Source organism: Actinosynnema sp. NPDC059335 (assembly GCF_042752395.1).
Classification (GTDB): domain Bacteria; phylum Actinomycetota; class Actinomycetes; order Mycobacteriales; family Pseudonocardiaceae; genus Actinosynnema.
This window is the reverse complement of record NZ_JBHYXZ010000187.1, coordinates 1-3,168: the sequence shown is the minus strand read 5'-3', so window position 1 is coordinate 3,168 and position 3,168 is coordinate 1. Positions and strand designations below refer to the sequence as shown.

The 3,168-nt window shown below is 75.8% G+C and carries 3 protein-coding genes; all 3 read left to right on the top strand.

The window, feature by feature from the left end; genetic code table 11:
* Positions 1-306 precede the first annotated feature (306 nt).
* The 3 genes from ACFXGA_RS35530 to ACFXGA_RS35520 are packed head-to-tail and all read left to right on the top strand — an operon-like array spanning position 307 to position 3,133.
* Positions 307-1,296 (top strand): FecCD family ABC transporter permease, encoded by a 990-nt coding sequence (locus tag ACFXGA_RS35530; protein WP_378095899.1) that lies wholly within the window; start codon positions 307-309, stop codon positions 1,294-1,296.
* On the top strand, positions 1,293-2,342 hold the full coding sequence (locus ACFXGA_RS35525) for a FecCD family ABC transporter permease (protein ID WP_378095896.1): 1,050 nt from the start codon (positions 1,293-1,295) through the stop codon (positions 2,340-2,342). Before ACFXGA_RS35530 ends, ACFXGA_RS35525 begins: the two co-directional genes overlap by 4 nt.
* Positions 2,339-3,133 (top strand): ABC transporter ATP-binding protein, encoded by a 795-nt coding sequence (locus tag ACFXGA_RS35520; protein WP_378095892.1) that lies wholly within the window; start codon positions 2,339-2,341, stop codon positions 3,131-3,133. The genes ACFXGA_RS35525 and ACFXGA_RS35520 overlap by 4 nt, the downstream gene beginning before the upstream one ends.
* Positions 3,134-3,168 lie beyond the last annotated feature (35 nt).

Below are 3,168 nucleotides of genomic sequence, written 5' to 3'. Positions count from 1 at the left end.
GGGGGGGGGGGTGGCCGCACCACCCCCGGGGGGGCGCCGGGGGGGGGGCGGCCCGGGGGCCCACCAAAAACAACACCCCCGAGGCGGGGCCGCCTTTTTACCCCCCCCCCCCCTCGGTGTTTTCCGCCCGGCCGCGGCACGGGAAGATCGAATTCGATCGGCCGTCCCGGCGCGGCGCGCCCGTGCCGACGGGCCGGCCCCCGCTCGCCCGTTCGGCGGCACGGAGCGTGCCCGGCGGTGCTCGGACCGTGTTCGGTTAGGCTTACCTCACCGAAGGTCCGGGTCGCCGTGGGAGGAGCTGGAGCGTTGGCCCTCCGCAGCACCCGCCTCGCCCTGCTGGTCGGGCTCCTGGTCCTGGTCGCGCTCGCCAGCGTGGCCATCGGCGCGAAGGACGTGCCGCTCGCCGACGTCTGGCACGCGCTGACCTCGCCCACGGGGCTGGAGAACGACCTCGTGGTGCGCGAACTGCGGGTGCCGCGCACGCTCCTCGGCATCGCGGTCGGCGTGGCGCTGGGCGTCGGCGGCGCGCTGATGCAGGGGCACACCCGCAACCCGCTGGCCGACCCGGGCATCCTCGGCGTGACGCAGGGCGCCGCGTTCGCCGTCGTCCTGTCGATCTTCACGCTCGGCGTGACCAGCCTCTACGGGTACGTGTGGTTCGCGTTCGCGGGCGCGCTCGTGGCCAGCGTCGTGGTCTTCCTGCTCGGCTCGGGGCGCTCCGGGCCGACGCCGGTCACGTTGGCGTTGGCCGGCGCGGCGGTCACCGCGCTCATGCACGGCCTGGTGTCGGCGCTGGTGCTGCTCGACCGGCAGAGCCTGGACGCGTTCCGGTTCTGGCAGGTCGGCGCGGTGTCCGGGCGCGACCTCGGGCTGCTGTGGCAGGTGCTGCCGTTCCTGCTGCTCGGGCTGGTGCTGGCGGCGTTCAACGCGTCCGGGCTGAACGCGCTGGCGCTCGGCGACGACGTGGCCCGCTCGCTGGGGCAGCGGGTGGTGCTGACCCGGGTCGTCGGGGTGGCCGCGACCACCCTGCTGGTGGGCGGCGCGGTGGCGGTGTGCGGGCCGATCGGGTTCCTCGGGCTGGTGGTGCCGCACGCGGCGCGGGCGCTCACGGGGCCGGACTACCGGTGGCTGCTGCCGTTCGCCGCGGTGATCGGGGCCATCGTGCTGCTCGTCGCCGACGTGGTCGGCCGGGTCGTCGCCCGACCGGGGGAACTGGAGGTCGGGGTGGTGCTGGCCCTGGTCGGCGCGCCGTTCTTCATCGCCCTGGTGCGGCGGCGGAGGCTGGTGACGCTGTGAGGGGTTTCCGGCTCGGCCCCGTGTCCGGGCCGCTGCGGTGGCGGGCGTTCGCCGTGGTGGTCGTCGGCCTGGGGCTGGTGGTGCTGGCGGGCGCGGTGAGCGTGGCCCGCGGCGACTTCCCGATCCCGCTCGGGCAGGTGTTCGACGTGCTGCTCGGCGGCGGGCAGCGCGGCCAGCGGTTCATCGTGCTCGACCTGCGCCTGCCCCGGGCGTTGACCGGCGTGTTCGTCGGCGCGGCGCTGGGCGTGGCGGGCGCGGTGTTCCAGTCGATCGCCCGCAACCCGCTGGCCAGCCCGGACATCCTCGGCGTGACGTGGGGCGCGGGCGCCGGCGCGGTCACCGTGATCACGTTCGCCGGGTCGATGGGCGCGGTCGGCGGGACGCTCGCGACGGTCGGCGTGCCGCTGGCGAGCCTGGCCGGCGGGCTGCTCGCGGGCCTGCTGGTGTACGGGCTGGCGTGGCGGCGGGGCATCGAGGGGTTCCGGCTGGTGCTCGTCGGCATCGGCGTGTCGGCCGTGACCGGCAACTTCACCCACTACCTGCTGACCGTGGGCGACGTGACCGACGCGGCGCGGGTGATGGTGTGGATCACCGGCAGCCTGAACGGGCGCGGCTGGGAGCACGTCGTGCCGGTCGGGTTGGCGCTGGCCGTGCTCGTCCCGGCGGCGCTGGTCGGGGCGCGGCTGCTCGGCGCGCTGCAGTTCGACGACGACACCGTGCGCGGGCTCGGGGTCCGGCTCAACGGCGCGCGCAGCGTGATGCTGCTCATCGCGGTCGCGCTGGCCGCCGTGGCGACGGCCGCCGCCGGGCCGGTGGCGTTCGTGGCGCTGGCGTCGCCGCAGATCGCGCTGCGGCTGGCCGGCACGGCGACGCCGCCGCTGCTCGGGTCGGCCGTGGTCGGCGGCCTGCTGGTGGTGGTGTCGGACCTGGTCGCGCGGCTGGCGTTCGGCGGGTTCGAGCTGCCGGTCGGCGTGGTGACCGCGGTGCTCGGCGCGCCCTACCTGATGTACCTGCTCGTCCGGAGTCGCCGGGAGGCACGGGTATGACCGCTGTTCGACTGCGGGCGCAGTCGCTGTCCGTCGGGTACGGGGAGCGGCTGGTGGTGTCGTCGCTGGACCTGGACGTGCTGTCCGGTTCGGTGACGGCGGTGATCGGGCCCAACGGGTGCGGCAAGTCCACGCTGCTGCGCGCCCTGGGCCGGCTGCTGCCCGCCCGGTCCGGCGCGGTGCTGCTGGACGGCAAGCGGATCGACCGGACGCCCACCCGCGAGGTGGCGAAGGCGCTGGCGATGCTGCCGCAGTCGCCGCAGGCCCCCGAGGGGCTGACCGTGGCGGAGCTGGTGGCGCGCGGCCGGCACCCGCACCAGGCGTGGTACCGGCAGTGGTCGCCGGAGGACGAGGCGGCGGTGGCGTCGGCGCTGGAGCTGACCGGCATGGCCGGGCTGGCCGACCGGACCGTGGACGAGCTGTCGGGCGGGCAGCGGCAGCGGGCGTGGATCTCGATGGCGCTGGCGCAGGGCACCGACCTGCTGCTGCTGGACGAGCCGACCACGTACCTGGACCTCGCCCACCAGATCGACGTGCTGGACCTGGTGCACCGGCTGCACCGCGACCACGGCCGGACCGTGGTGATGGTGCTGCACGACCTGAACCTGGCCGCCCGCTACGCCGACCGCCTGGTCGCGATGAAGGACGGCCGGATCGTGGTCGCCGGCCCGCCGGCGGAGGTGCTGACCGAGCCGAACCTGCTGGAGGTGTTCGGCCTGGACGCCCGCGTCGTCCCCGACCCGGTCTCCGGCGCCCCTCTGGTGATCCCGATCGGCCACCGCCACCGCTGACCGCCGCGCGTGTCGAACCGCGGGACCCGGGGTCC